The organism is Chryseobacterium koreense CCUG 49689 (assembly GCF_001045435.1).
Taxonomy (GTDB): domain Bacteria; phylum Bacteroidota; class Bacteroidia; order Flavobacteriales; family Weeksellaceae; genus Kaistella; species Kaistella koreensis.
This window is the reverse complement of sequence record NZ_LFNG01000006.1, coordinates 212,441-238,281: the sequence shown is the minus strand read 5'-3', so window position 1 is coordinate 238,281 and position 25,841 is coordinate 212,441. Positions and strand designations below refer to the sequence as shown.

At 40.2% G+C, this 25,841-nt stretch carries 29 protein-coding genes; 25 read left to right on the top strand and 4 right to left on the bottom strand.

Translation table 11 applies throughout. The annotated features are described in order from the left end of the window. The first annotated feature begins 8 nt into the window (after positions 1-8). The 12 genes from ACM44_RS05975 (at position 9) to trmB (ending at position 12,125) form a co-directional block, all read left to right on the top strand. A complete protein-coding gene (locus ACM44_RS05975) occupies positions 9-314 on the top strand; it encodes a DUF3467 domain-containing protein (RefSeq protein ID WP_048499106.1) in 306 nt (101 codons plus the stop codon). Positions 315-590: 276 nt separating this feature from the next. After that, positions 591-1,088, top strand: a complete 498-nt coding sequence (locus ACM44_RS05970; protein ID WP_083993653.1) for a thermonuclease family protein — start codon at positions 591-593, stop codon at positions 1,086-1,088. Positions 1,089-1,288: 200 nt separating this feature from the next. Continuing rightward, positions 1,289-2,812 carry a TlpA family protein disulfide reductase gene (locus ACM44_RS05965; protein ID WP_048499105.1) on the top strand — a complete coding sequence of 508 codons (1,524 nt, stop codon included), beginning with the start codon at positions 1,289-1,291 and terminating at the stop codon, positions 2,810-2,812. 80 nt (positions 2,813-2,892) lie between these two features. Next, positions 2,893-3,189: a hypothetical protein gene (locus ACM44_RS05960; RefSeq protein WP_048499104.1), complete on the top strand. Its 297-nt coding sequence runs from the start codon at positions 2,893-2,895 to the stop codon at positions 3,187-3,189. 2 nt (positions 3,190-3,191) lie between these two features. Further along, positions 3,192-3,494 carry a hypothetical protein gene (locus ACM44_RS05955; protein WP_048499103.1) on the top strand — a complete coding sequence of 101 codons (303 nt, stop codon included), beginning with the start codon at positions 3,192-3,194 and terminating at the stop codon, positions 3,492-3,494. 131 nt (positions 3,495-3,625) lie between these two features. Further along, on the top strand, positions 3,626-5,041 hold the full coding sequence (gene rlmD, locus ACM44_RS05950) for a 23S rRNA (uracil(1939)-C(5))-methyltransferase RlmD (RefSeq protein ID WP_048499102.1): 1,416 nt from the start codon (positions 3,626-3,628) through the stop codon (positions 5,039-5,041). A gap of 34 nt (positions 5,042-5,075) precedes the next feature. Continuing rightward, positions 5,076-5,552, top strand: coding sequence for a DUF6452 family protein (locus ACM44_RS05945; RefSeq protein ID WP_048499101.1), 477 nt, complete (start codon positions 5,076-5,078; stop codon positions 5,550-5,552). Beyond that, on the top strand, positions 5,518-6,177 hold the full coding sequence (locus ACM44_RS05940; RefSeq protein WP_048499100.1) for a DUF6048 family protein: 660 nt from the start codon (positions 5,518-5,520) through the stop codon (positions 6,175-6,177). Before ACM44_RS05945 ends, ACM44_RS05940 begins: the two co-directional genes overlap by 35 nt. Positions 6,178-6,518: 341 nt before the next feature. Further along, positions 6,519-9,455 carry a reprolysin-like metallopeptidase gene (locus ACM44_RS05935; RefSeq protein WP_048499099.1) on the top strand — a complete coding sequence of 979 codons (2,937 nt, stop codon included), beginning with the start codon at positions 6,519-6,521 and terminating at the stop codon, positions 9,453-9,455. A 174-nt stretch (positions 9,456-9,629) separates the two neighbouring features. Continuing rightward, positions 9,630-10,421, top strand: coding sequence for a hypothetical protein (locus ACM44_RS05930; RefSeq protein ID WP_048499098.1), 792 nt, complete (start codon positions 9,630-9,632; stop codon positions 10,419-10,421). A 141-nt stretch (positions 10,422-10,562) separates the two neighbouring features. Continuing rightward, on the top strand, positions 10,563-11,294 hold the full coding sequence (locus tag ACM44_RS05925; protein WP_241477147.1) for a DUF6759 domain-containing protein: 732 nt from the start codon (positions 10,563-10,565) through the stop codon (positions 11,292-11,294). A gap of 129 nt (positions 11,295-11,423) precedes the next feature. Further along, the gene (gene trmB, locus ACM44_RS05920) at positions 11,424-12,125 is read left to right on the top strand and encodes a tRNA (guanosine(46)-N7)-methyltransferase TrmB (RefSeq protein WP_048499096.1); all 702 of its coding nucleotides are present in this window, start codon (positions 11,424-11,426) and stop codon (positions 12,123-12,125) included. 8 nt (positions 12,126-12,133) lie between these two features. On the opposite strand, the gene ACM44_RS05915 is transcribed toward trmB, so the two are convergent. Beyond that, on the bottom strand, positions 12,134-12,610 hold the full coding sequence (locus ACM44_RS05915) for a Dps family protein (RefSeq protein ID WP_048499095.1): 477 nt from the start codon (positions 12,608-12,610) through the stop codon (positions 12,134-12,136). A gap of 102 nt (positions 12,611-12,712) precedes the next feature. Further along, positions 12,713-14,341 carry a leucine-rich repeat domain-containing protein gene (locus ACM44_RS05910; RefSeq protein ID WP_048499094.1) on the bottom strand — a complete coding sequence of 543 codons (1,629 nt, stop codon included), beginning with the start codon at positions 14,339-14,341 and terminating at the stop codon, positions 12,713-12,715. Between the two features lie 85 nt (positions 14,342-14,426). On the opposite strand from ACM44_RS05910, the gene ACM44_RS05905 reads away from it, so the two are divergent. Beyond that, positions 14,427-16,034, top strand: coding sequence for a glycosyltransferase family 39 protein (locus tag ACM44_RS05905; RefSeq protein ID WP_048499093.1), 1,608 nt, complete (start codon positions 14,427-14,429; stop codon positions 16,032-16,034). Between the two features lies 1 nt (position 16,035). Here the strand turns inward: ACM44_RS05905 and ACM44_RS05900 are convergent, their stop codons facing one another. After that, entirely contained in the window at positions 16,036-16,893 is an 858-nt protein-coding gene (locus ACM44_RS05900; RefSeq protein ID WP_048499092.1) for a hypothetical protein, read from the bottom strand. 151 nt (positions 16,894-17,044) lie between these two features. Between ACM44_RS05900 and rpsL the strand changes: the two genes are divergently transcribed. The 4 genes from rpsL to rpsJ are packed head-to-tail and all read left to right on the top strand — an operon-like array spanning position 17,045 to position 20,409. Further along, the gene (gene rpsL, locus ACM44_RS05895; RefSeq protein WP_048499091.1) at positions 17,045-17,458 is read left to right on the top strand and encodes a 30S ribosomal protein S12; all 414 of its coding nucleotides are present in this window, start codon (positions 17,045-17,047) and stop codon (positions 17,456-17,458) included. Positions 17,459-17,483: 25 nt separating this feature from the next. Next, positions 17,484-17,960 (top strand): 30S ribosomal protein S7, encoded by a 477-nt coding sequence (rpsG, locus tag ACM44_RS05890; RefSeq protein WP_048499090.1) that lies wholly within the window; start codon positions 17,484-17,486, stop codon positions 17,958-17,960. 6 nt (positions 17,961-17,966) lie between these two features. After that, positions 17,967-20,084, top strand: a complete 2,118-nt coding sequence (gene fusA, locus ACM44_RS05885; protein WP_048499089.1) for an elongation factor G — start codon at positions 17,967-17,969, stop codon at positions 20,082-20,084. Positions 20,085-20,103: 19 nt separating this feature from the next. After that, positions 20,104-20,409, top strand: a complete 306-nt coding sequence (gene rpsJ / locus ACM44_RS05880) for a 30S ribosomal protein S10 (RefSeq protein ID WP_002661363.1) — start codon at positions 20,104-20,106, stop codon at positions 20,407-20,409. Positions 20,410-20,601: 192 nt separating this feature from the next. Here rpsJ and ACM44_RS05875 read toward each other — a convergent pair whose 3' ends face one another. Beyond that, positions 20,602-21,096, bottom strand: coding sequence for a hypothetical protein (locus ACM44_RS05875; protein WP_160303968.1), 495 nt, complete (start codon positions 21,094-21,096; stop codon positions 20,602-20,604). Positions 21,097-21,468: 372 nt separating this feature from the next. Between ACM44_RS05875 and rplC the strand changes: the two genes are divergently transcribed. From rplC to rplP, 8 genes are all read left to right on the top strand, one after another. Then, positions 21,469-22,095: a 50S ribosomal protein L3 gene (gene rplC, locus ACM44_RS05870; protein ID WP_048499087.1), complete on the top strand. Its 627-nt coding sequence runs from the start codon at positions 21,469-21,471 to the stop codon at positions 22,093-22,095. Further along, entirely contained in the window at positions 22,086-22,715 is a 630-nt protein-coding gene (rplD, locus tag ACM44_RS05865) for a 50S ribosomal protein L4 (RefSeq protein WP_048499086.1), read from the top strand. Before rplC ends, rplD begins: the two co-directional genes overlap by 10 nt. 3 nt (positions 22,716-22,718) lie before the next feature. Continuing rightward, positions 22,719-23,006, top strand: coding sequence for a 50S ribosomal protein L23 (rplW, locus tag ACM44_RS05860; RefSeq protein ID WP_048499085.1), 288 nt, complete (start codon positions 22,719-22,721; stop codon positions 23,004-23,006). 56 nt (positions 23,007-23,062) lie between these two features. Next, complete coding sequence (gene rplB / locus ACM44_RS05855; RefSeq protein ID WP_048499084.1) at positions 23,063-23,884, top strand: 50S ribosomal protein L2; 822 nt, start codon at positions 23,063-23,065, stop codon at positions 23,882-23,884. A 2-nt stretch (positions 23,885-23,886) separates the two neighbouring features. After that, the gene (rpsS, locus tag ACM44_RS05850; RefSeq protein ID WP_048499083.1) at positions 23,887-24,165 is read left to right on the top strand and encodes a 30S ribosomal protein S19; all 279 of its coding nucleotides are present in this window, start codon (positions 23,887-23,889) and stop codon (positions 24,163-24,165) included. A 2-nt stretch (positions 24,166-24,167) separates the two neighbouring features. After that, on the top strand, positions 24,168-24,569 hold the full coding sequence (gene rplV / locus ACM44_RS05845; protein ID WP_048499082.1) for a 50S ribosomal protein L22: 402 nt from the start codon (positions 24,168-24,170) through the stop codon (positions 24,567-24,569). A gap of 3 nt (positions 24,570-24,572) precedes the next feature. Beyond that, positions 24,573-25,319, top strand: a complete 747-nt coding sequence (gene rpsC, locus ACM44_RS05840) for a 30S ribosomal protein S3 (RefSeq protein ID WP_048499081.1) — start codon at positions 24,573-24,575, stop codon at positions 25,317-25,319. Between the two features lie 92 nt (positions 25,320-25,411). Continuing rightward, a complete protein-coding gene (gene rplP / locus ACM44_RS05835; protein WP_048499080.1) occupies positions 25,412-25,837 on the top strand; it encodes a 50S ribosomal protein L16 in 426 nt (141 codons plus the stop codon). Positions 25,838-25,841 lie beyond the last annotated feature (4 nt).

Sequence of the window (25,841 nt, the reverse complement as noted above, 5' to 3'; positions counted from 1 at the left end):
ATTTAGCAATGGACAACAATCAAAACCAAGATCCAAACAACATCAACATTGAATTAAACGAAATGGTAGCTGCAGGAGTTTACGCAAACCTTGCTTTGGTAAACCATTCTCCATCAGAATTCGTGGTGGACTTCATCCAATTGATGCCAGGAGTTCAGCAGGCGAAAGTAAGATCAAGAGTAATCTTGGCTCCGCTTCACGCAAAAAGAGTTCTTGCCGCATTGCAACAAAACATCGCGAACTACGAGCAACAATTCGGCGAAATCAAAGAAGTTGAGCCGTTTGTATTAGGACAGAACAACGTTCAGGCGTAATAATATCTTTGCCAAAACTTCAAACTTTGGCACAATTAAATCCCGATTCGCAAGATTCGGGATTTTTTTATGGATAAAAATTTCGATCGCAGGTGAAAAAAAATGAAAATTCATGGAATTTTCTGTGTCCAACGAAAAAGCAGGAATTTCACCAAAAATTTCGGTGAAACTCGCCAAATTGCTGAAACGTTAAAAAATCCCGAAATAAACACCAAAGAAAACTTCACCATCAAATGAATTCCTTTTTTCCGTAAATTGCTTTTCTAAATACAAATCATGCAGAAAATACTTTTCTTATTATTCATTTTCATAAGCAATACCTTCATTCCTGGAGCTTTTCATGTTGCTGAACAAAACATAGTAACCTTAAAACTGAAAATCATCGGGGTGAAAGATGGCGACACCGTGGAAGGTCTGTATTATGAATTGCCCATGAACATTCGTCTGGAGCACATTGACGCACCGGAAAAAAAGCAATCGTTTGGGACAAAAGCCAAGGAAAAACTGTCCGATCTATGTTTCGGGAAAATGGTAACTATTATCAGCAAAGGAAAAAACGGAAATTATGATTCCAGAGGAAGGATCATTGCCGAGATTTTCTTGGAAGACGGAACCAACGTGAACAAAGAAATGGTGAAAGCCGGTTTGGCTTGGCATTTTAAGAAATATTCTTCCGATGCCGAATACGCAAGATTGGAAGATGTTGCCAGGAGTAAAAAACTCGGTTTGTGGAGCGATCCGAATTCGGTTTCGCCTTGGAGCTTCCGAAAATAGTTGTGAAAACAGTGGGGAAATCTAACGGAAATAGGGTGGATTTTCATCAACTAATACTTTCGGTGAAAAAAGTTCTGCTCCTCATCTGCCTATTGCACCATTCACAGCAGTGAAAATCATGTTAAAATAATGATAAAGTGCTTATTTTTTCGTGTGTTCGCAAAGAATAAATTATTTTTGCAGGAATTTAATTTTTAATAATGAAAACTTATTTTTTAGTATTTCTTTTTGCCGTACTGGCGGTATCATGTTCAAAAAAAGTAGAAGTTTCCGGAAATTTTGCCGGAGGTTCACCATTGGAAAGAGTAGAGATTATTGAAGCATCCGGTGTGGGAACTTTGCCTTTGATTAATATGGGCGTGGATTCAAAAGGCAGCTTCAGCGGTAGTTTTGATGCTCCGAAAAATGGGATGTATCTCATTTCTTATGCCGGAAAACAGGCGATGGTTTATTTGAAAGGCGGCCAAAAATTCAATATTTCTGGTCAGGCTGCAAATTTTCCGCAACAGTTCACTGTGACTGGAGATGCGAAAAAAAATAATGACTTCATTGCTGAAACTGTGAAATTCATCCAGGAATATGCACCGAAAATCAATATGCAGGAACTGATCACGAAAGATGAAGCGGCTTTCCTGAAGGGAGTGGAGAAAATCAAGACAGATATTGGAAATAATATAGAGTCGGCTGCCAAGAAAACCTCGCCAGACAGCGATGCGGTTCAGTGGAAAAAAGACGAACTTATTGCAAGTATCCTAAGTGTGATGGCACAGTATGAAACCAATCACGGAATGGCTACCGGGAATCCAAGCTTCAAGGTGACCAAAAACTTCCTTGATTTGGAAAAGAAGTTGACCACGGACCACGACAGACTGTTGAGAAATCAGCCTATTTTCCGAAATTACCTTTTAGGGAAACTGACTAACGGATTTCAAGAATTTGCTGCTGCCCAAAACAAGGACGGAAAATCAACCTCGTCCGAGATCTTTGCAAAATATTTGGAAACTAAAAAAGATTTGTCGCAGCTGACTAAGGATTATTTGCTCGCGTTCGTTATTTCCAGCCAGGATGTTTCTCCCAATGAGTCTCCTGAAAGGGCAGAATCCATCAATAAACTGATTGAAAAAAACATCAAGGATTCTGAAGTGAAAAAAGATCTGCAGAGGATTCAGTTTGTGATCAATGGTCCAAAAATAGGCGAAGCAGCTTCCTCCGGAAAATTGGTGAAAGCAGACGGGAGCACTGACAAACTTTTTGACGGAAAAGGAAAACCAACCCTGGTGATGTTTTACGCTTCATGGAATCCCTACATCTCGGAAGCAGCGATTCCGGTACTAAAAGAAGTAGTGAATTTCTATAAATCGAAAATGAATTTCGCCTATGTGAATTTGGACGATACGAAAGAACAGTTCGTGAAAACCAGCAACGCCATGTTGAAAGGGATCCCGGGAACAAACCTTTATGCTGATGGTGGACTGAATTCTCAGATAGCCAAAGATTTCGGAATTTATGGTTTCAAAATGCCATCATTTATCGTTTTGGATAAGGACGGAAAGATTGCAAGCCGTTTCTTTTACAATTTGGGGGATCCCGAAGTAGTAAGTATTTTGGATAAAATGACCGGATTGAAAGCTCCAACAGTTGCACCGGAAGCACATCTGCAAAACGACTTGTTGGCACCAGGTGCTCGCGATTCCCAAGAACAGCCTGCTCCTACCACAAAATAAAAATACAGAAAGTAAATATTCAAATTCCCGATGGCTTTGTCTATCGGGAATTTTTATATATTTACTTAAATTTAGAATTGATGGAACATCCGCTCTTGATTCCAAAAAGATATTTACTGCCACTTGCGGTTTTTGGATTGGTTGTTGTCTTGCTCGGCGCTTACATGAGGATTGCTCATTGGGTTTTTGGTAATCTCACTGGGAGTATCGTCATCGACTTAGGAATTGTTTTTTCTGCAATTTCTTGGGTCATCGTGATTACAGATATTTTTAGAAACAGAAGTAAATATTCGGTATTTTGGATTGCGGGAATGATTTTTTTCGGAAGCATCACCACGATATTTTACCTCATTAAAAGAAATGAAAAAACAGATTAAATATGACATCAGATCTACTTGTTTCCAAGAATATGCTTTATCCAATTGCTTTATTTGGGCTGATTTTTGGAATTGTGACCGTAACTTTTGACCTCAGAAGTTTAGGAATTCCGCTGGCAATGGGGATGGTTCTTCCTTTTTTGGCGCTAATTTGCAACTTTATTACCGTTGCGGTATTGATTGTGGATGTTTTTAAAAATAATCTTTCCGCCAAATATTTGTGGACACTGGCGTTTTTATTTGCCGGCTGTATCGCGGGAGTTTTCTATCTGATGAATCGGACGCTGTATTTGCCGATGAAATGAAGTTGCTCCACATCGCCAGTTTCGAATTTAAAGTTGCCATCTTGATGGTTTCGAAAAATTTTGAATGATAGATAAGGGATGATTCCCTTTTTTTATTTTAAAACCTTAATTTTGTCCCACTAAAATTTTCAATGAGAAAGAAGCAAAAAAACACGGTGTTGGAAAACATCAAACTGGTTTCCGCAGGAGCGAAAGGAGTTGCAGTGGGAAAAACGGAAGAAGGGAAAACCGTTTTGGTTTCAGGTGCTGTTCCCGGTGACGTGGTAAATGTGCGGGTGAAGAAATCCAAATCAAAATATGTGGAAGGCGAAGCGTTGGAAATCTTGGAAAAGTCGCCATTCCGAACTGAACCAAAATGCATCCATTTCGGAGTTTGTGGGGGCTGCAAATGGCAGAATCTTTCTTACGAAAAACAACTCGAATTCAAGCAGGAAGAAGTATATAACCATATCAAGAGAATCGGGGGAATTGAAGATTTTGAAACCTTGCCGATTTTGGGAAGCGAGGAACAATATTTTTACCGAAATAAAATGGAGTTTTCTTTTTCCAATGCGCGTTGGCTCACTTTTGATGAGGTGAGTTCCGGCGAAGACTTTGGCGATAAAAATGCACTGGGTTTCCATATTCCCGGAATGTGGAGCAAAATTTTGGACCTGAAGGAATGTTGGCTGCAGGAAGAACCATCGAATGCGATTCGTCTCGCTGTGAAAAATTATGCGGTGGAAAACGGACTGGAATTTTTCGATGTGAAAAACCAGGAAGGTTTCTTGCGAACTTTGATGATGCGCCAAAATTCAAAGGGAGAATGGATGGTTTTGTTTCAGCTTTTCCGTGAAGAAAAAGAGCAACGCGAGCAATTGTTTGATTTTCTCTTGAATCAGTTCCCGCAAATTAAAACTTTGGTTTTCGCCATTAATTCAAAGCCAAATGATTCCATTTATGACCAAGATGTTCAGACCTATTTCGGGGAAGGATTTTTAATGGAAGAAATGGATGGATTGAAGTTCAAGATCGGCCCGAAATCATTTTTCCAGACCAATTATAAGCAGGCATTAAACCTTTATCGAAAAACCTTGGAATTTGCCGATTTGAAAGGTGATGAGGTGGTTTATGATTTATACACGGGAACCGGAACAATTGCACAATATGTTGCCCGAAATGCAAAGCAGGTCATCGGGATAGAATCTGTGCAGGAAGCGATTGACGCGGCAAAAGAACATGCGGAATTAAATGGGCTTACCAATTGCTCGTTCTATTGTGGCGACATGAAGGATATCTTTAATGACGAATTTTTGGCCAGCCATCCAAAAGCAGATGTTTTGATTACCGATCCGCCTAGAGACGGGATGCATCAAAAAGTAGTAGAACAAATTCTGAAACTTTCACCCGAAAAAATTGTCTATGTGAGCTGCAACTCGGCGACTCAGGCTAGAGATTTGGCTTTGATGAAAGACGAGTATCAATTGGTGAAAATCCTTCCGGTGGATATGTTTCCCCAAACTCACCATGTAGAAAATATCGCACTTTTGGTGAAAATCGTGAAATAGTCTGTAAGCGGTCGCAAATTAGTACATTTGAATCATGAAATTTCTGAAAATATTTTTATGGTCGGTTTTTCTATTATCACTTTTTTCCTGTGGAAGTGACGACGATATCTGCATCGGCGGGGAAGCAACTCCGAGAATGAAACTGAAATTCAAGACCAAATCTACCGGAAAAATGAAGACATTGGATTCGCTTTATGTAAAGGTGAACTATGGAAACGGTTGGCTTCCGGTGGTTGCAAAAGCGAAAGTGGATTCGGTATTTATTCCGCTTCGGGTGGATGAAAGCCCATTTACTGAGATTTTGGTCGGCGTAAAAAAAGCAGAAATTAACTCAAAAGTCAAAGTTAATTACACCACTGCCACTCAATATGTTTCACCCGCTTGCGGAATTAAGAAAATTTACGAAAATGTGACTGCTCAGTTGGAGGTTTCAGATGCCGTAATTGACCTTGAGCAAAATCAAACCCAAATTACCGATGAAAACAAAACGCATCTTTTCCTTCTTTTTTAGTTTTCTTTTCATTTTGAGTTTTGCACAGATTCAGCAGGATTCCACGAAATTAAAATGGAAATATCAACCCAATTTCTTGGTTGGAGCAGATCTTTTGAATGCTGGGACTGGATTTTTTTCTGACCGTAAACTTTATCAGGGTTTTGTTTCATCGCGTTTGACCAAAAATATTCATGCCGTCGTGGATGCTGGTTTTGAAAGAAATATTTACCAAAAAAATGGATATGATGCCACAGTAAACGGGCCTTTTCTGAAATTGGGAGCATTCTATATGCTCGCGAGTGACCGAGAAAATCAGATGAACGGCTTCTATCTGGGTGGCAAATTGGCCGGAGCTTTTTACAGCCAGGAATACCGAGCGGTTCCGGTTCGCGGATATGGCGGAAGTGAGACATCGGTCGCCTATCCAGCGAGTTCGCAAAGCTCTTTTTGGTTGGAGGGAACCATTGGTGGAAGAGTTCAGCTTTTTGAGACTCCTTTTTATATTGATGTCAATATTCAGCCGGGATATCTCCTGTATTCCACGAAACAGGACGATATTCAACCGATGATTGTTCCGGGTTTTGGGAAAAGTTCTGGCAGGTTTAATCTGGGTTTTGCCTGGAATATTGCGTACTTCTTTTAACGAAAAATGCGGTTTCTGCATTTTTTTTCTACCTGATTATTTTTATCGAATTGCCATGAATTTCCCTTGCTGGAAATCATATCTGCCAAAATTGATATGCAATGGATACATTTTAGTATTGCTAATTTTTCCCCCTAAAAATTACTTCAAATTTTTTAAATTAAAAACTATCATTGTGTTATGTTTAATTTTATACCCTTTGTGGTGTGTATTTGGCAACATAATGTTTGACTTTATAGTGATAATATGGAAAATATTCCCAGATATTAACATTTTTATTTTGATAGAGAGTGAAAAAAGCTATACATTTGGATGATATTTAAAAAATAATGTTTAATTCTATGAAGAAAATTTTTACTTCTTTGCTTTGTGGAATGATGAGTACCGCCGCCATTGCGCAGTGGAGTCCTACATCAATGCAAGGAGAGAGAATCCGCCCGACATCTAATGTCACGAGTTATTATTCCTTGGATCTTACTGCCATGAGATCTATGCTTTCTAAAGCGCAGGAAACAGGCAAGAATTCGACTGCCGTTGAGGTCAAGTTACCAACTTTAGATGGAAAAATCCAAAGATTTGCAGTGTACAGTGCGCCTGTAGCAGTGAAATCATTAGCGGAAAAGTATGATTTGGGTTCTTATGTAGGGGTGGGGATTGATGATCCTACTGCTTATGTGAGATTCAGCTTGTCTCAAAATGATTTTCAATCGATGATGCTGAGAAATGGCGCCTATGAATTTATCGAGCCACAAAACGCGGCGAAAACGGTTTACGGAGTGCTTCCAAAAACAAATAAAGTCGCCTCGGACAATGCATTTTTCTGTTCAAGTACTGAACCTGCATTGAGCAAAGCCCAGATTGATAAACTGTATATGTCTGGAAAAAGTTTTGGAAACAATCCTACCAATTTCGGCAAGTCATCTGACAAGAAATTCAGAACCATGCGTCTTGCAATGTCTGTAACTGGGGAATATACCCAGTATTTTGGTGGAACAGTAGCTGGAGCATTGACTGCCATTAATGCGACTTTGACCAGATGTAATTTTGTTTTCGAGAAAGATTTTGCGTTGCAACTTTTGCTGCAGGATTTCCCGCAATTGATTTACACGAATCCGAATACAGATCCATATTCGCCTGCTGCTACCGGAGCTGGTGGCGCATGGAATCTCGAACTGCAGAATACCCTTACCAACACCATTGGTAATGCTGCTTATGATATCGGGCATTTGTTCGGTGCTACCGGAGGGGGTGGAAACGCCGGATGTATCGGTTGTGTATGTGTGAATCCTGTTAATTCAAGTTCGAAAGCAAAAGGTTCCGCATTTACTTCTCCTGCAGATGGAAAACCATTTGGAGATAACTTCGATATTGACTATGTTGCACACGAAATGGGCCATCAGCTTGGTGCAAACCACACATTCTCTATGAGTCTTGAAGGAACCGGCCAAAACGTAGAGCCAGGTTCGGGTTCAACCATTATGGGATATGCAGGTATTACTGGCGCGACGGATGTGCAGCCACACTCTGATGCCTATTTTCACATCAATTCAATTATTCAGGTGCAGAATAATCTTGCATTAAAAACCTGCGACGTGGAAACTTCGATCAATAATAGTCCGCCGGTGATTACGCCAATGCCAGCAGTGACCATCCCAAAAGGAACTGCATTTGTACTAACTGCACAGGCTACAGATCTTGAAGGAGATCCACTGACCTATACTTGGGAAGAGGTCGATAATGCTACAGTAGCGATTACCAAAACCAATTTGGGAACTACAACAAGTGGTGCGAGCTTCCGCTCAATCACTGGAACAGCAAGTCCAACAAGATATTTCCCTAAGTTCGCAACGGTAATGGCTGGAACGCTGAGTGATCCAAACGGATGGGAAGCTGTTTCCTCTGTAGCAAGATCTTCAAACTATAGAGTAACTGTAAGAGACAATAACCCCGATCCACTACAGCAACAAACGCAAGAAGCTCTTCAATCTGTGACCGTTCATGGCAATGGACCATTCAAAATTACTTCTACAAAAGTTTATAATAATGCTCCCGGTGCAGTGACTTGGGACGTGGTTGGAACAAATGCTGCACCTTTCAATGTGGCAAATGTAAAAATTGACTACACCACAGATAACGGTGCGACTTGGACTGTACTGGCTGCTTCAACCCCTAATGATGGGTCTGAAAACTTCCAGTTTACCCAAACAACCGGATCCACTTTGAAAATTAGAATTTCAGCTATTGGTAACGTATTTTATGCGGTACAGCAAGTGACCGTGGCCGCGATGGATCCTTGTACCGGAGCTGCTCCTACAGGACTTACGGTTACAAATATTGTTACTGATGGCGCAACTGTTTCTTGGAGCGCAATGGCTAACGCAACCTATATCGTGAGATATAAAAAAGCAACAGACACCAACTGGACCGAAGTTCCGGTTGCAACCAACCTCTACAATATTACTGGATTGGAGGAAGGAACAGCCTATAACGTGCAGGTAGCTGCTGTTTGTTCAGGAACTACAGGAACTTATACCGCGGTGACCAACTTCAATACCTCTATGTTGCAGTATTGTACTTTGGCTTCTACCAATTCTAATGACGAGTTCATTTCTAATGTGAAAGTAACGCCGGAAGGTGGTACGCCGGTGATGAACAGCAACTCCGGGGCATCAACATATACCAATTATATGGCAGACCCAACTAGACTAATCAACTTGGTGGCTGGAACGACCAATAATGTCATTTCAGTTTCAAAAACTTGGACCTCAACGCAGTACAACGAAGCTGTATCAGTTTGGATCGATTTTGACCGAAGCGGCACATTTGATTCCAATGAAGTCATTATGTCAACCAACCCAGACAAAATCACGCCAGTTACTGAGATTTTTGAAGTTCCTTCAAATGCTTACGTAGGACCAAAACCAGTAGGAATGAGAGTTGCTTTGAGATACAGTACGCCGCAAACCTCTCCTTGTGGAACTTACACTTTTGGCGAGGTAGAGGATTATGCCGTGAACATCACATCCAATCTTGCGGTGAATGACGCTGTCAAAGCCGAAGGAGTAAAAGTATTCCCTAACCCGGCAGTGGATTTGTTGAACATCGTGAAAATTTCTGACAAAGCGACTTATGCCATTACCAATATGGCTGGCCAAGTGGTTTCTAAAGGACAGGTAACCGGGAACAAAGTTCAGGTTTCTAACTTGGAGAAAGGAGTTTACATGATCTCCATCAATGACAATGGACAGGTAAGCCAAGTGAAATTTATCAAAAGATAATTAAAATCAAATAAATGCATGATCCCCGAAGTTTTGCTTCGGGGATTTTTTGTGCAGCAGGGAAAAATTCAAAATGCATTAACGGAATTTCTCAATATTTAACCTAACTTTAACCGTATTGCATCATCCAATAGTCGGATTTTACATAAAAATTCGATTATTTTTGCTGCTCGTATGAAGAAAACTTTTTTACTGATGATCGTCTTTTTCTTTTGGAAGGCGAATGCTCAATTTTTTTCCGGTGAAATATTGATCAGGGATCAATCCATCTATTATCTGAATCAGATCTATGTCACCAATATTACCGAGCATAACACCGTTTATACCGATTATTACGGATCATTCAGAATACCTGCGAAACCAGGAGACATCATCCGGTTTACCTCTATTGTCACAGATCGTAAAGATATGGTGGTCACGGCTGAAAATTTAGAAAATTCCCGAAATATCGTTGAGCTGAAAGTCGCTTATTATGACATCCAGGAAGTCGTGATCAGCAAATTCAAACCCACCGGAAATTTAAGGAAGGATGTGGCATCTCTAAAAAATGGAGAAAAAGAACTTGCATTGCAAAAAGTGATCGGATTGCCCGCTCCGAAAGGAAACGGTTTACCTCCAGAACTTCCGGTCGCAAGTCTGGCAAATGGTGGACTCAGCTTCAGTTTAGAGAGCATATATGATATCTTATCCGGAGAAAGAAAGAAGAAAGAGAGGGCTCAAGAATACGAGAAAATGAACTACGCGGTTACTGCTGTGAAAAACTACTTCGGAAAAACCTATTTCAGTAATTTAAAGATTCCCGATAACCTGGTAGACAATTTTCTGCAATTTGTCTATACTTCCGATAATTTCTATTCCATGGTGGAAAACAAGAAAATTGAGGTAGTGGGAATTTATATTGAGAAATATCTCCCTGTTTACCAGCGGCGTTTGAGAAATTCCCATTTAATAGACGCTGCCAAATAGGATCTGCTTCTAAAAAAAATTAGCTATTTTTGGCGGAATAATTTGAACTGTTTATTCGGGGATCAGCCTATGAAGAATTTTTCGAAAATCACCTTTTTCCTCATGGTTTTTTGTGCCACCTCTTTTTATTCGCAAGAAAAAATGAAGGACTACTCCCGCATTATGGGCAGCACAAATGTTTACGAAATCGAAGCGTTTCTTCGGGATGCACATCCAGACGACCCGAAAAGGATTATTCTGAGACCACGACTGATCAAAATGTTGAGGGAATATATTAAGAATGCAAAACCTGGTGACCAGAGGGTTAAGGAATTTCAAGAAAAAATTTCTCTGCTCGTGAAAAAGGGATCCACCAGAATTAGCTTTGATGAAATGAATGCGAAAATCAAACAGGCGCAGATTGCCAAATTTCAACGAGAGCTTGCGGAAAAAGGAACAGGAACTTACACCACGAAAGTTTACGGGACCCATTCTGCAACAGGTTCAGAATCACCGAAAGAGCAAGCTTCTGCTGAAGATATTTCCTCCAAAGGAATGTCGGACGAGGAAAATGAAGAATTCAAAATGCTGATGAGTGAAAATCCGGTTGAACATAAAAATAGAACGGTAAAAATTCTGAACTCCCTTTTTGATAACGATCCCAATAGCGCTGAAAGCATTGTGATGATTACGAACAAGTCAAAATGCAATATGATCATGCGCATTGAAGGAGTGGGCTATACCAAATATAGGCTTCCGATTCCGGCAAATGGTGATAATACTATTGTGGTGAAAAAGGGTGATTATCTCTTTTCCGCCATGGTGTGCGGCTCCCAGTATTCTTCCCAGAAAACGGTGCAAAAAGCAATCATGGTTTCCTTGGGGGACAATTAACCGATCCGTTGAGCTTGCATACCAAAAGGAAATTTTTATCTCACTGTATCATGCAATTTTTTTAGCAGCAGTCAGGAATCTTCCGTAGTTCTAATATTTTTTTTTACATTTGTCCGCTTTGATTTTTAAATGGGTAAAAATAAACTGGCAAGATTTGCCGAAAACAAGACGCTAGAAAACGTTTTTCAGCCAACTCGTGAGGAAGCGCTGAACAATCACTACTTAAAGGGAAAATGGAGGTCTGATGTTTTTAAGAATGAACATCCGATCGTCCTGGAGCTAGGTTGTGGAAAAGGAGAATATTCCGTGGGTTTAGCAAGAGCTTTTCCGGACAAAAACTTTATCGGGATCGATATTAAAGGGGCCAGATTTTGGTTTGGCGCAAAAGAAGCGATTGAAGGGAGGTTAAGAAATGTAGCTTTCCTAAGAACCCAAATTGAACTGGTGGATTGCTTTTTTGACCATGATGAGGTAGATGAAATCTGGATCACCTTTCCCGACCCGCAAATCAAGTACCGAAGGACAAAACACAGAATGACCCACCCTGATTTCCTGGAACGGTACAAGAAGATTTTGAAAAAAGACGGCGTCATCCATTTGAAAACAGACTCCGAGTTCCTGCATGGTTACACGCTGGGATTGCTTCAAGGTGCAGGACACGAGATAATTTCCGCACACCACGATATTTATGGAGCACCAGAATACGAACCGGGAACACCTCTTCTTCGCGAAATAAAAACCTATTATGAAGGCTTGTTTTCAGCGAAGGGGAAAACAATTACCTATACCAAATTTAGGCTAAGTAATTCATCGGCTGATCCAGAGAAATAGGAAGTAGATTACTTTCCAAGATAAGAATTATACATCCAGACTTCTTTTTCCTGTTCGGTAATGTAGTCGCTCATCTGCGAATTGGTTCCCTCATCACCTGCTTTTTCCGTAAGATCTAGCACGTCTCGCTGCAAATCGATGATGATTTTGAAGGAAGCCAAGATGTTTTCAACACATTTTGTCCCGTCACTGACTTCTTTGCTTTCTTTGATGGAAGAAAGTTTCAGGTAATCGGAATAATTGTGGTTTGGAACTCCCCCCAAAGTGAGAATCCTTTCGGCGATCTCGTCAATCTTTACCACTAAATTATTGTAAAGTTCCTCGAATTTTGGATGAAGGGTGAAGAATTGTTCTCCCTTGATGTTCCAGTGGGCACCTCTCGTATTTTGGTAGAAGATAGAATAATCTGCTAAAAGGATGTTCAGTTGTTCCGCGATTTTCAAACAATCGGCTTCTTTTAGGCCAATAATATTAGAATTTTTCATAACTTTTTATTTTATACAAAAGTACGAAAATGGAGTCGCATTAAAAAAAATAAGCAATAGTCAAAAACAATCAAGGTTATACAAAAAGATGTCTAAAATCTATTATTGCTTGATGAATTTGAAAGATTTCACACCGTCCGAAGTCTTGATAGATAAAATATAGTTTCCGGAGGGAAGATTAGAAACGTTGATCCGCCTGCTGTTTTCAGAAAAGATCACCTTTCCGCTAAGATCAAAGACGAAGACCTTTTCGATATCATTCCTGTTTGTTTTAATATTCAGAAAATCCTTGGTCGGATTCGGATAAACGATCAGATCTCGGGAAACCTCTTGAGTTGCCAGTGCATTGGCCAGAGTTACAGGTTCCCGGTAAAATGCAACTTCCATCAATGCTTGCGGAAGTGCTTCGAAATAATAGGCTTCACAGGTATAATCTGCGAAGTCACTGTCGGTTACATTGCTGATGTAATAAGATTCTGTGGTCGAGGCGGTTTTCTCGTCCAAATTTTTGAACCAGGTGAACAAATACTCGTCTCCGGTGAGTTCCTGCGGAAGCACTGCAGATGCACCCACTGATGCGGAGATGGTTTTCAGCTCATCATATCTCTGTGGAGAATAGGTGAAGTCTGCCATTTCCTTATTTTTCAAAAGAAAATTCCGAATTTCCGATTTCGTGTACCGGTTGTTATCGATGAAGGTTAAGGCGGGAATCAGGTCCGGAATCGTGCCCGTCATTTGATTTCCGACCAGTGAAAACATTTGCAGCATCGGCAGCTGAAGCAGGGTTTCGGGAAAAGCGGTAATTTCGTTTTTATCCAAATACAGTTGCTCCAATTTTTTCAAGAGTCGAATGGTTTGAAAACCAGATGAAATCTTATTGTCTCCTAAATTGAGGTGAACCAAATTGCTGAGCTGCGAGAATTCTGCAGGAATGGCGGTGATTTGGTTGCTTCTTAGCGAAAGCCATTCCAATTTTTTTAAAGGTGAAAGTGCTGCGGAAAAATTCGTGGTGAATAAATTATTGCTCAAGTCCAGTGTTTGCAGCGTGGTCAGATTTCCAACTTCGGTGGGGATTTTGATCAGCTGATTTCCCGATAGGTTTAATTCCAATATTTGGATCAAAGTAGATAAGTTCCCAAAATTTTGTGCAATCGCATTATTGCTTAGGTTGAGTACCTTCAGGGAAGTGAGCGTGGAGATTTTTTGTGGAACAGCAGTCAAGCCGGTATGTGATAGGTCCAAAACCAACAACTGTGGAAAGTTTCCGAGCAGCATGTTGAGGTCTGCAAATTGAAAATTGTTGTTTCCTACGGAGATTTCCGTCAACTTTGAAAGGGGCAGAATTGCCGCGGTGGGATCTCCTGTAAAACGGTTGTTGCTTATATCCAGGCGAATCAGGTTTTGCAGGGAAGAAATCGCCGGAGAAACATCCCCCGAAAGTTGATTGGAACTCAGGTCAAGTTTTTCCAGTTTTGGCAGACTTGCAACTGAAGTAGGAAAACTGCCTTTCAAAGCATTTCCGCGCAGGTTCAGTTCTGTTACACTGCCGCTTTTTACCTTCACGCCGAACCACGTTTTGGGATCTCTGGTCATGTCCCAAGTTTGGCTCCACTGTTCCCCGGAAGTAGCGTTGTAAATACTGATCAGCGCGTTTCTTTCCGCATTGGAGATGCTCCATTGCTGGGAGAAATACAGTTGAGATAATAGAAGAAAAAGTAGAATTTTTTTCACCCTGATTGTGTTTTTTTTAGAACTACAAATATATATTAAAAGTTGAAAAGAGAAATTAATTTCTAAAATTTTGCATATTTGCGGAATGAAGCGGCATTTAATTTTGCTTTTATTGATTTTCACCACTATTACGGGCGGGTATTTTTTTTGGAGTTGGAGTCTGCTGCCGGATGGCGAACGTTTTATTTATCCACTGGACGATGCCTATATCCATTTGGCGATCGCGAAAAATTTCGCACTGAATGGGGCGTGGTCGATTAATTCCACAGGATTTGACAGTGCTTCGTCGTCAATTCTATATACTTTATTGCTTTCCACATTGATCAAAATTTTTGGGGTCTGGGAATTTTATCCTTTGATCATCAATATTATAGCCGGATATTTGGCGGTATATTGGTTTTACAGGTACTTCAGGGATTTTTACTCCAAATCTGAAATGGTGTGGGCGGTCATTCTGCTTTTGCCCTTTTCTTTATTATATGCAATGACGCTGATTGGTATGGAGCACACGATCCACATGTTTCTGATGGTTTTGGGGGTTTACTGGATCCGCAAAAATGTGGATTCCAATTTTGAAAGGAGGGATTTCATTAAACTTTTAATCATCGTCTTTTTTATTTCAATTGTTCGCTTCGAAAGTATTTTTTTTACCGCAGCGCTCGCTTTTGCTTTATTGCTGCGGAAGGACTTTTTAAAAGGATTGATTATTTCTGTTGTCGGATTTCTTCCGATTCTTGTTTTTGGTTTGATTTCTTTAAAGAATGGCGGTTATTTTTTCCCCAACTCTGTACTGATCAAAGGAAATGTTCCGGGTGGGACGGGTATTCTTGAAAAAGGTTTCACGATGGTTAAGGATGGAATTCTTCTCAACCGCAGTTTTTATAAATGCCTGTTTTTTCCTTTAGTCCTTATTTTGATTGACCTGGTCAGAAAATACAGATCGGGAAAGCTGAGCGATTTTTTCAGGAAAGAAACTTTAGTCATTGCCATCGTTTTGATGGCTTTGATGCACAGTGTTTTCGCAATATTGAAATACAGATATGAGAATTACGTCATGATTTCGATGTTAATGATCATTGTGCCGATTCTCGCAGCTTTCTTTAAAAAGATTAAATCTGAACGGCGCAAAATAACGGTCGAAAATACTTTAATGGCATTTGGTGTCGCTGGAATTTTCGCGGCTTCTGTTTATCGTTTTCAGTATATGCACCATCCTTCTGTGATTGGGTCAAAAAATATTTACGAGCAGCAGGTGGAATTATCTGAATTCCTAAGGAAAAATTATCGGGGTGAAAAAATAATCGCAAATGATATAGGGGCAATATCTTATTTCAGTGGCGTGAAATTATTGGATATGGTCGGACTCGGCTCCACCGCTGTCACCCAATTCATGGTGGAACATAAAAAACTTGATCAGGAAAGATACACCAAAGAATTCCGGCTGTTTCTTATGAATTATGCAGGCGCTAATGATTTCAAGATTGCGGTAATATATCCCGAATGGTTTCCAGGAAAAACGCCTTCAACCTGGATTCCTGTTGCGTCTTGGACTGTTCCAGACAATCGTGTTGCGGCTAGAAATCGGGTGGTTTTTTATGCGTTAAGACCTGAAGAGGTGCAAAACCTTCAGATGAAGCTCATGGGTTTCCCCCGTGACAAGAACGTGGTTCAGTGGTTTTATATCAGGAAGTAATTTATTTGATTCTGTTCATTGCGTCCCGGACAAAATCATAATTCGGTTGCTGATTCACGCATTTCAATACATCCGTCCGAGATCTTTCTCTGATAAAGTCATTGTAGTCATCGCAGTTTTTGAAGATGTTGAATTCCTGGTTTTTGTAATCCCAAACCACTCCTTTTCCGGTGGTCAAAGTACCGGCGATCGCTCCTCCGGCAGCTCCGGCATTATAGGCAAGTGCTTTCGCCCAAACATTGGCAAGCGGAACTTCCGTGTAAAGGTAATTTTCACCACCGAGGAAAACTTTCGCGAAACTGTTCGGATTATCGGAATCTTGTGCTCTATCAGTTTTGTTTCGGTTTTCTAGAATGGCTTTCACATTGAAATAAAGAAAACCGTTATGAACTACCGCGAAAACATTTTTGAGCTTGGATTCTTTCATGTCAAAGAAAAAGCAGATCGTTTCATCATCGCCCAAAAGAGGTTTGTCGAAACCATAGAGCCCGCGTTTGCTGATTTTGGGATTTGAACTTGGCGTTTTGCTGATGAAGTCTTGCTTGGTTTTGTAAACGCCTTCAGGATAGCCAAAGTTTTCCTTTTTCATGGTTTTTTCTTCAAATTTTTGGGCTACCGGAGCGACTATGGTGATTTCTTTTTCTTCAATTTTTATAATGGAGGCATCGAATAACTCTTCCGGTTGATTGGTATTTGCATTAATATAGGCTGCTTTATCGTTTTTCCAGGTCAGATCCTTGAACAGGACTTTGTCATTGTTGATTAAGGTCATTTCTCCTGATCTCATGTTCTTTTTTTCAATCTGGGAAAAAGCCATCTGCGAAAAAAGGATGCAGATCAAAAAGGAAATAGTTCTCATGCCGATTTTTTTATTTAAAGGCTAATATATCAAAATTGATTCGTCAAATGGAATTGATTCCTAATGATTTGATTCAGAAAATTATTTGATAGGCAGTTTGTCAATTAAAATTTTATTCCTACTTTTGCACCCTAAAATAAAAAGCAATTAAATGCCTACTATTCAACAACTAGTAAGAAAAGGAAGAGCCACACTTGCCAAGAAGAGCAAATCGGCTGCCCTTGAATCATGTCCACAAAGACGAGGTGTGTGTACGAGAGTATATACTACCACGCCGAAGAAACCGAACTCTGCACTTAGAAAAGTTGCAAGGGTAAGACTTTCTAACGGTAAAGAAGTCAACGCTTATATCCCGGGCGAAGGACACAATCTTCAAGAGCACTCGATAGTATTGGTAAGAGGCGGAAGGGTGAAAGACCTACCGGGAGTACGTTATCACATTGTTCGTGGAGCTTTGGATACCGCAGGAGTTAACGGAAGAACTCAGAGAAGATCTAAGTATGGAGCTAAAAGACCAAAACCAGGTCAAGCTGCAGCAGCACCTGCAAAAGGTAAGAAAAAGTAATCATTAATTATTAAGAAACGAAACAATGAGAAAGACAAAAGCGAAAAAAAGACCGTTGTTACCGGATCCAAAATTTAATGATCAACTGGTGACGAGATTCGTAAACAATTTGATGCTTGACGGAAAAAAGTCAATCGCATTCAAAATTTTCTATGATGCACTAGACATCGTGGAAGCTAAAAAAGGTGAAAACGAAAAGTCTTCCCTTGAAATCTGGAAAGATGCTTTGACCAACGTAATGCCTCACGTAGAAGTACGTTCAAGAAGAATCGGTGGTGCAAACTTCCAGATTCCGATGCCGATCAGAGCGGATAGAAAAATCTCTATGGCAATGAAATGGCTCATCAAATATTCTAAAGCAAGAAATGATAAATCGATGGCTCAGAAATTGGCTGCCGAAGTAATCGCTGCTGCTAAAGAAGAAGGTGCTGCGTACAAAAAGAAAACAGACACTCACAGAATGGCTGAAGCAAACAAAGCATTTTCACATTTTAAATTCTAATCTGAAATGGCAAGAGACCTTAAATATACAAGAAACATCGGTATCGCTGCTCACATTGACGCAGGGAAAACCACCACTACAGAAAGAATTTTATTTTACACCGGTAAAACCCACAAATTGGGAGAAACCCACGAAGGTGCATCACAGATGGACTGGATGGAGCAGGAAGCAGAAAGAGGTATCACCATTACTTCGGCTGCAACTACTTGTTCTTGGAATTTCCCAACTTCTCAGGGACAACTTTTGCCTGAATCTAAACCTTACCACTTCAACATCATCGATACACCGGGACACGTGGACTTCACTGTAGAAGTAAACCGTTCCCTAAGAGTATTGGATGGATTGGTATTCCTTTTCTCTGCTGTTGACGGAGTTGAGCCACAATCCGAAACCAACTGGAGATTGGCAGACAACTACAAAGTGGCGAGAATGGGATTCGTAAACAAAATGGACAGACAAGGAGCCGACTTCTTAATGGTAGTAAACCAAGTGAAAGAAATGTTGGGTTCAAACGCTGTTCCAATCGTTTTGCCAATCGGTTCAGAAGAAGATTTCAAAGGAGTAGTTGATCTCATCAAGAACAGAGCAATCGTTTGGGACGATGCGGGTCAAGGGGCAACTTACCAAGTGGTTCCAATTCCGGAAGATATGAAGGAAGATGTTCATACTTACCGTGAAAAATTGGTTGAAGCGGTGGCTGATTATGATGATACTTTGATGGAGAAATTCTTCGAAGATCCAGATTCAATCACTGAAGAGGAAATCAACGAAGCTTTGAGAAAAGCAACCATCGATATGTCTATCATCCCGATGACTTGTGGTTCTTCATTCAAAAATAAAGGAGTTCAGTTCATGCTGGATGCAGTTTGTAAATACCTTCCTTCTCCAATGGATAAAGAAGCGATCGACGGAACTGACCCAAGAACTGATGAGCCGATTACAAGAAAACCTTCTGTTAGCGAACCTTTCGCTGCTTTGGCTTTCAAAATTGCAACCGATCCATTCGTAGGAAGACTGGCTTTCTTTAGAGCATATTCCGGAAGACTTGATGCAGGTTCTTATGTTTTGAACACCAGATCTGGCAACAAAGAAAGAATTTCCAGAATCTATCAGATGCACGCAAACAAACAAAATCCGGTGGAATATATTGAAGCAGGAGATATCGGTGCAGCTGTAGGATTTAAAGATATTAAAACAGGTGATACCTTGTCTGACGAAAAAAACCCAATCGTTTTGGAATCGATGATCTTCCCGGATCCGGTAATCGGTATCGCGGTGGAGCCAAAAACGAAAGCAGACCAAGATAAAATGGGTAACGCTCTTGCTAAATTGGCCGAAGAAGATCCAACTTTCCAGGTGAAAACTGACGAAGCTTCTGGACAAACGATTATTTCCGGTATGGGTGAACTTCACCTGGACATCATCGTGGACCGTATGAGAAGAGAGTTCAAAGTGGAAGTCAATCAAGGTCAACCACAGGTGGAGTACAAAGAAAACCTTACTGCTACAACCAATCACAGAGAAGTTTACAAGAAACAATCCGGTGGACGTGGTAAATTTGCGGATATCGTTTTCGAATTGGGTCCAACTGATGACGGAAAACCTGGTTTGGTATTCGTGAATGAAATCAAGGGTGGTAACATTCCAAAAGAATTCATCCCTTCCGTTGAAAAAGGATTCAGAGAATCTATGAAAAACGGTCCATTGGCAGGTTTCGAAATTGAAGGAATTAAAGTTACCCTTAAAGACGGATCTTTCCACGCAGTGGACTCCGATCAGTTATCTTTCGAATTGGCTGCAAAAATGGGATTCCGTGAAGCTGGTAAGAAAGCCAAACCGGTAATCATGGAGCCAATCATGAAGCTGGAAGTAGTGACTCCGGAAGAATACATGGGAGATATCGTGGGTGACCTTAACAGAAGAAGAGGAACCGTGAACGGTATGGACGATAGAAATAACGCCAAAGTAATCAAAGCTTTCGTGCCACTTTCTGAAATGTTCGGATACGTAACCTCATTGAGAACGCTTTCCTCAGGTAGAGCAACCTCTTCAATGGAATTCGAAAAATACGAAGCAGCGCCAACCAACGTTGCCGAAGAAGTAGTCGCAAAAGCTAAAGGTTAATTTTAAAAATTAGATCAAAATGTCACAACGAATCAGAATAAAATTAAAATCTTACGATTACAATTTGGTGGACAAATCTGCTGAGAAAATCGTAAAAACGGTAAAAGCGACCGGTGCTGTAGTAAACGGACCCATCCCTTTGCCAACGAACAAGAGAATCTTCACCGTGTTGAGATCTCCGCACGTAAACAAAAAAGCAAGAGAACAGTTCCAGCTTTCTGCACACAAAAGATTGATGGACATCTATTCCTCTTCTTCTAAAACTGTAGATGCTCTTATGAAACTGGAGCTTCCTTCAGGAGTTGACGTGGAAATCAAAGTGTGATGATGGAGCAGAAAATTCTGAAGTCCGAAGATGGAAGACTAACTGCGAAATAATTATAATGAATCCGCTCTCGAAAGAGGGCGGATTTTTGTATTCAAAATAGTCAACTGCACATTTCCTCCGAATCGGTGTTTTAGCGAAAGTATGTTGACGATCAGTAAGGGTTTCGTATTCCGGATTTCGTCTTGAAATCTAAAATCCTTTTCCATAAAATGAAGTGATGTCAAAGTAATAACTTTTAGTGGAACCATCCGGCTTGGTCACCATGATGATGTCATAAAATCTGCCTTTGTTCACACTGAGCGACTGGCTTTTTAATATGCAGCCGGTGCAATTTGCTCTCACATATTGATACTCCTCCGGAATGCTGCCTATTTTGATGGCATTTTCATAGGAGGATCCGTCTTTTTTACTCGCGGTTTCCTTTTTTGCATTTCCGGTTTTCGTGTCTATGAATTCATATTCACTGTTTTCCATTCCGATTGCTATTTTTTCGCTCTTAAATTTCACACGCTTTGGATCCAGAAAGGTATAGCTGTAAACATCTGTTTTCCCGTCATAATCGTGGAATTCATAATATTTCCCGTTTTCGGTCCACCATTCACCTTCTTCTTGGGTGGAATCTGTCATTTTACCTTGCGTGAATTTGAAATTGATGGTGTAGGTTCCGTCATCCATTCTTTTCATTTCCCAGGACTTGAAGAGGCCGTCTATTTGATGGTCTTTTTCGGAGCCGGTCCAGACTCCGGCCAATCTGGTGTCTAATTGTTTTCCGTTTGCAAGGGTTTTGATCTGTGGCGAACATCCTATTAAAAACAGGCCGAAAATTGACAGTAGAAATATTTTCTTCCTTCTTTAAATATTTATTTAAAAGTAGGCAAAAATTAGGGAAAGCTTCACAATTAAATTTTAAAAATATTTTTATCTCTCTCATTGTCAATTCAAAAAATCTTCATACATTTGCACACTCAATTTAGGGAAGAAGTGTGCCTATTTCGAACGTAGAAATCACTGCAATCTCTGATTGACAATGAAGAACTTAATAGATATATATAAATAATGTCAGGTATTATTGGTAAAAAAGTCGGGATGACTTCCCTGTTTAACGAAGAAGGAAAAAACATTCCTTGTACCGTTATTCAAGCGGGTCCATGCTCGGTTTTACAGGTCAGAACCATAGAGAAAGATGGGTACAAAGCTGCCCAGCTTGGTTTCGATGACAAGAGTGAAAAGAACGTTGGTAAAGCGTTGGCCGGCCATTTCAAAAAGGCGGGTGTGACTCCAAAAGCTAAACTTGTAGAATTCTACAATGAATTCGTAGACGAGTTGAAAGTTGGAGATGAAGTAAAGGTGGATCTCTTCTCTGAAGGAGAATATGTGGATGTTACCGGAACTTCTAAAGGTAAAGGTTTTCAGGGTGTTGTAAAGAGACACAACTTCGGTGGTGTAATGCAGGCAACACACGGACAGCACAACAGATTAAGAGCTCCAGGTTCTATCGGTGCAGGTTCCGACCCGTCCAGAGTTTTCAAAGGAATGAGAATGGCGGGTAGAATGGGTGGCAAGCAAGTTACCGTTCAAAACCTTGAAGTGTTAAAAGTGGATGAAGAACAAAATCTTTTAGTAGTAAAAGGTGCTGTTCCGGGAGCTAAAAATTCTTATGTAATTATCAGAAAATGGAACTAGTAGTATTAAATACATCAGGAAAGGAAACCGGAAGAACAGTTACTCTGGACGATTCCATCTTCGGGATTGAGCCAAACCAGCACGCGGTTTACTTAGAAGTGAAACAGTACCTTGCTGCGCAAAGACAAGGAACTCATAAATCAAAAGAAAGAAGCGAAATCACCGCTTCTACCAGAAAGCTTAAAAAGCAAAAAGGTTCAGGTTCTGCAAGATATGGTGACATCAAATCACCTACTTTCAAAGGTGGAGGTAGAGTATTTGGTCCAAAACCAAGAGACTACAGATTCAAACTGAACAAAGCTTTGAAAAGATTGGCTAAAAAATCTGTGCTTTCTCAAAAATTGAAAGATAATTCTATTAAAGTTTTGGAGGCTTTCACTTTCGATGCCCCTAAAACCAAAGAATTTATCAACTTGAACAACGCACTTGGTTTCGAAGGGAAAAAGTCTCTGTACATTTTGCCTGAAGCTAACAAGAACGTTTACCTATCATCTAGAAATTTACCGAAAACCAAAGTTCTGACTTACAATGAAATCAGTTCTTATGACTTGGTACATGCAGGTGAGATTGTATTCTTAGAAGGTGCTATCGAAAAATTCCAGGAAAATTTAAGAAAATAAATCATGTCTATTATCATTAAACCAGTTATTTCAGAAAAAGCAAACTATCTTACTGATTTAAGAGGGACTTACAGCTTCTTGGTTCAACCAAAAGCTAACAAAATCCAGATTAAAAAAGCGATAGAAGATGCTTACGGTGTGAAAGTGGCGGAAGTAAACACCATGATTTACGCTCCTACCGTTTCTTCGAAATACACCAAAAAAGGACTACAGGTTGGGAAAACCAACAAATTGAAAAAAGCGGTAGTGAAGCTTGCAGAAGGCGAAGTTATCGATATTTTAGCAGTGTAAATAGCAACCGGCAAATAGCCAATAGCAATAAGCAATAAATAATTTAAACAATAGTAATGTCTGTTAGAAAATTAAAACCTATCACCCCGGGACAGAGATTCAGAGTTGTAAACAACTTTGAGGAAATTACTACCAACAAACCAGAGAAATCTTTGGTAGTGGGTATTAAAAAGTCAGGTGGACGTAACAATACAGGTAAGATGACCATGCGTTACACCGGAGGTGGACACAAAAAGAAATACAGAATTATCGACTTCAAGAGAAATAAATTTGATGTTGAAGGTACGATTAAAACTGTAGAGTACGATCCAAACAGAACTGCTTTCATCGCACTTGTGGAATACACAGACGGAGAGAAGAGATACATCATCGCTCCAAACGGTATCAAAGTGGATCAGAAAGTGATTTCTTCTGAAAGTGCAGAACCAAACGTTGGTAATGCAATGAAATTGAAAAACATCCCTTTAGGAACTGTGATTTCTTGTGTGGAATTGAAACCTGGACAAGGTGCAATTTTAGCTAGATCTGCAGGTTCTTCAGCTCAGTTGGTTTCAAGAGACAAGAAGTATGTGATCATCAAATTGCCTTCAGGTGAATCCAGAATGATTCTTTCTGAATGCATGGCAATGATTGGTTCCATCTCCAACTCAGACCACCAATTGACTGTGTCTGGAAAAGCAGGTAGAAGCAGATGGTTGGGTAGAAGACCAAGAACCAGAGCAGTAGTAATGAACCCGGTTGATCACCCAATGGGAGGTGGTGAAGGTCGTTCTTCTGGAGGTCACCCAAGATCAAGAAACGGTAAACCAGCTAAAGGTTACAAAACAAGAAAGAAAAACAAAGAGTCTAACCGATATATCTTATCTAAAAGAAAATAATTATGGCAAGATCACTTAAAAAAGGACCTTTCATTCATCATACTTTAGATAAGAAGGTTCAGGCAAACATAGAGTCTGGTAAGAAGACAGTAATTAAAACGTGGTCCAGAGCGTCAATGATCTCTCCGGATTTCGTGGGACAAACCATCGCGGTGCACAACGGGAAATCTTTTATCCCGGTTTACGTTACTGAAAACATGGTGGGTCACAAGTTAGGCGAATTTTCTCCGACAAGATCTTTCAGAGGTCACGGTGGTAACAAAAATAAAGGAGGTAGATAATCATGGGATCAAGAAAAAGAGAAAGTGCTTTGGCACGTAAAATAGCAAACCAAGATGTGGTAAAAGCGTTGCACAACGACTGCCCGTCTTCTCCCAGAAAAATGAGATTGGTTGCAGACATCATCAGAGGTGTAGAGGTAGACAAAGCTTTGGCTATCCTGAAATTCTCAAAGAAAGAAGCATCCAACAAATTAGAGAAAGTGTTACTTTCTGCAATGGCAAACTGGCAAATGAAAAATGAAGGTGCAGACATTGAAGAAGCAGGACTTATCGTGAAGGAAATTCATGTGGACAGTGCAAGACAATTGAAGAGACTAAGACCGGCACCGCAAGGAAGAGGTTACAGAATCAGAAAAAGAAGCAACCACATCACATTAATTTTAGGTACTAAAGATAATAAATAAGGTATGGGACAGAAGACAAATCCAATTGGTAACAGATTAGGAATCATCAGAGGATGGGATTCTAACTGGTTCGGCGGAAACGATTATGGAGACAGAATCGCGGAAGACTACAAAATCAGAAGATACCTTGAAGCAAGATTATCTAAAGGTGGGATTTCAAAAATCTTTATTGAAAGAACCCTGAAGTTAGTGACCGTAACCATCACCACTGCAAGACCAGGTTTAATCATCGGGAAAGGTGGTCAGGAAGTTGACAAATTGAAAGAAGAGTTGAAAAAGATTACCGACAAGGATATCCAAATCAACATCTTCGAAATCAAAAGACCGGAACTAGACGCAGTATTGGTTGCAGACAGCATCGCAAAACAAATCGAAAACCGTATCTCTTACAGAAGAGCTGTGAAAATGGCAATGGCTTCCACAATGAGAATGGGCGCTGAAGGAATCAAAGTAATGATCTCCGGAAGATTAAATGGTGCTGAAATGGCAAGAAGCGAATCCTTTAAAGAAGGAAGAATCCCATTGTCAACATTCCGTGCAGATATAGATTACCACATCGGTGAAGCCTTGACACAATACGGAAAACTAGGTGTGAAAGTTTGGATCATGAAAGGCGAAGTTTACGGTAAAAGAGAATTGAGCCCACTAGTAGGACAACAGAAAAAAGGACCTTCAGGAAGAGGAGAAAGAAGCGAGAGAGGTGAAAGAGGGGACAGAGAAAGAAAACCTAGAAGAAATAATAACAACTAAAATTTTAGATGAGGATTTTTGGAATTTAAATTACCGTTACTTTTTTAAATCTGAAATCTGAAGTCTGAAATCTAAATCTAAAATTTAAAGAAATGTTACAACCAAGAAGAACTAAATTCCGTAAAGTTCACAAAATGAAGATGAAGGGGATTGCCCAAAGAGGGAATCAACTTGCTTACGGAACTTTCGGGATCAAGGCAACAGAAGGTGCTTGGATTACTGCAAGACAAATCGAAGCCGCGCGTATCGCCGCTACGAGATATATGAAGAGAGAAGGTCAGCTATGGATCAAAATCTTCCCGGATAAACCAATTACCAAAAAACCAGCCGAAGTACGTATGGGTAAAGGTAAAGGTGCCGTGGAATATTGGGTAGCCGTAGTGAAACCAGGTAAAATCATGTTCGAAGTGGGTGGTGTTCCTTACGAAGTAGCGAAAGAAGCACTCAGACTTGCCGCACAGAAATTACCGGTAGTTACCAAATTTGTAGTCGCTAACGATTTTGTTCAACCTCAATAATCTT

What these genes read in the sequence shown, in the direction of transcription:
- ACM44_RS05975 (WP_048499106.1), top strand. Translation starts at nt 9, where the DNA reads ATGGACAACAATCAAAACCAAGATCCAAACAACATCAACATTGAATTA.
- ACM44_RS05970 (WP_083993653.1), top strand. Translation starts at nt 591, where the DNA reads ATGCAGAAAATACTTTTCTTATTATTCATTTTCATAAGCAATACCTTC.
- ACM44_RS05965 (WP_048499105.1), top strand. Translation starts at nt 1,289, where the DNA reads ATGAAAACTTATTTTTTAGTATTTCTTTTTGCCGTACTGGCGGTATCA.
- ACM44_RS05960 (WP_048499104.1), top strand. Translation starts at nt 2,893, where the DNA reads ATGGAACATCCGCTCTTGATTCCAAAAAGATATTTACTGCCACTTGCG.
- ACM44_RS05955 (WP_048499103.1), top strand. Translation starts at nt 3,192, where the DNA reads ATGACATCAGATCTACTTGTTTCCAAGAATATGCTTTATCCAATTGCT.
- rlmD (WP_048499102.1), top strand. Translation starts at nt 3,626, where the DNA reads ATGAGAAAGAAGCAAAAAAACACGGTGTTGGAAAACATCAAACTGGTT.
- ACM44_RS05945 (WP_048499101.1), top strand. Translation starts at nt 5,076, where the DNA reads ATGAAATTTCTGAAAATATTTTTATGGTCGGTTTTTCTATTATCACTT.
- ACM44_RS05940 (WP_048499100.1), top strand. Translation starts at nt 5,518, where the DNA reads ATGAAAACAAAACGCATCTTTTCCTTCTTTTTTAGTTTTCTTTTCATT.
- ACM44_RS05935 (WP_048499099.1), top strand. Translation starts at nt 6,519, where the DNA reads ATGAAGAAAATTTTTACTTCTTTGCTTTGTGGAATGATGAGTACCGCC.
- ACM44_RS05930 (WP_048499098.1), top strand. Translation starts at nt 9,630, where the DNA reads ATGAAGAAAACTTTTTTACTGATGATCGTCTTTTTCTTTTGGAAGGCG.
- ACM44_RS05925 (WP_241477147.1), top strand. Translation starts at nt 10,563, where the DNA reads ATGAAGGACTACTCCCGCATTATGGGCAGCACAAATGTTTACGAAATC.
- trmB (WP_048499096.1), top strand. Translation starts at nt 11,424, where the DNA reads ATGGGTAAAAATAAACTGGCAAGATTTGCCGAAAACAAGACGCTAGAA.
- ACM44_RS05915 (WP_048499095.1), bottom strand. Translation starts at nt 12,610, where the DNA reads ATGAAAAATTCTAATATTATTGGCCTAAAAGAAGCCGATTGTTTGAAA.
- ACM44_RS05905 (WP_048499093.1), top strand. Translation starts at nt 14,427, where the DNA reads ATGAAGCGGCATTTAATTTTGCTTTTATTGATTTTCACCACTATTACG.
- ACM44_RS05900 (WP_048499092.1), bottom strand. Translation starts at nt 16,893, where the DNA reads ATGAGAACTATTTCCTTTTTGATCTGCATCCTTTTTTCGCAGATGGCT.
- rpsL (WP_048499091.1), top strand. Translation starts at nt 17,045, where the DNA reads ATGCCTACTATTCAACAACTAGTAAGAAAAGGAAGAGCCACACTTGCC.
- rpsG (WP_048499090.1), top strand. Translation starts at nt 17,484, where the DNA reads ATGAGAAAGACAAAAGCGAAAAAAAGACCGTTGTTACCGGATCCAAAA.
- fusA (WP_048499089.1), top strand. Translation starts at nt 17,967, where the DNA reads ATGGCAAGAGACCTTAAATATACAAGAAACATCGGTATCGCTGCTCAC.
- rpsJ (WP_002661363.1), top strand. Translation starts at nt 20,104, where the DNA reads ATGTCACAACGAATCAGAATAAAATTAAAATCTTACGATTACAATTTG.
- ACM44_RS05875 (WP_160303968.1), bottom strand. Translation starts at nt 21,096, where the DNA reads ATGAAAAGAATGGATGACGGAACCTACACCATCAATTTCAAATTCACG.
- rplC (WP_048499087.1), top strand. Translation starts at nt 21,469, where the DNA reads ATGTCAGGTATTATTGGTAAAAAAGTCGGGATGACTTCCCTGTTTAAC.
- rplD (WP_048499086.1), top strand. Translation starts at nt 22,086, where the DNA reads ATGGAACTAGTAGTATTAAATACATCAGGAAAGGAAACCGGAAGAACA.
- rplW (WP_048499085.1), top strand. Translation starts at nt 22,719, where the DNA reads ATGTCTATTATCATTAAACCAGTTATTTCAGAAAAAGCAAACTATCTT.
- rplB (WP_048499084.1), top strand. Translation starts at nt 23,063, where the DNA reads ATGTCTGTTAGAAAATTAAAACCTATCACCCCGGGACAGAGATTCAGA.
- rpsS (WP_048499083.1), top strand. Translation starts at nt 23,887, where the DNA reads ATGGCAAGATCACTTAAAAAAGGACCTTTCATTCATCATACTTTAGAT.
- rplV (WP_048499082.1), top strand. Translation starts at nt 24,168, where the DNA reads ATGGGATCAAGAAAAAGAGAAAGTGCTTTGGCACGTAAAATAGCAAAC.
- rpsC (WP_048499081.1), top strand. Translation starts at nt 24,573, where the DNA reads ATGGGACAGAAGACAAATCCAATTGGTAACAGATTAGGAATCATCAGA.
- rplP (WP_048499080.1), top strand. Translation starts at nt 25,412, where the DNA reads ATGTTACAACCAAGAAGAACTAAATTCCGTAAAGTTCACAAAATGAAG.